The sequence below is a fragment of the Neptuniibacter pectenicola genome (assembly GCF_001597735.1).
In the GTDB taxonomy this organism is placed as follows: Bacteria; Pseudomonadota; Gammaproteobacteria; order Pseudomonadales; family Balneatricaceae; genus Neptuniibacter; species Neptuniibacter pectenicola.
On the sequence record NZ_LUTS01000187.1, the window covers coordinates 1 to 234 of the forward strand.

The 234-nt window shown below is 49.6% G+C and carries 1 pseudogene; it reads right to left on the bottom strand.

The window, feature by feature from the left end:
* Nucleotides 1-234: pseudogene (locus A3773_RS18275) on the bottom strand (carbamate kinase); the annotation flags it as partial.

Sequence of the window (234 nt, forward strand, 5' to 3'; positions counted from 1 at the left end):
GGAACCGCCTCAAAGTCTAGCGATACACAAGTTCCGCAATTTTCAGCCAGTACATCTAAGCTCTCATCAAGTGCACCGATATAGGCTCTGCCACCAAACTCTGCGAAGTCGACAACCGCATCCACTTTTGGTCCCATGCTACCTGCTGGGAATTGGTATTGTTTCAACTCACTTGGACCCACACTGCGCAGTGCTTGTTGGTTCTCTTTACCCCAGTTTAGGAACACTGCTGGT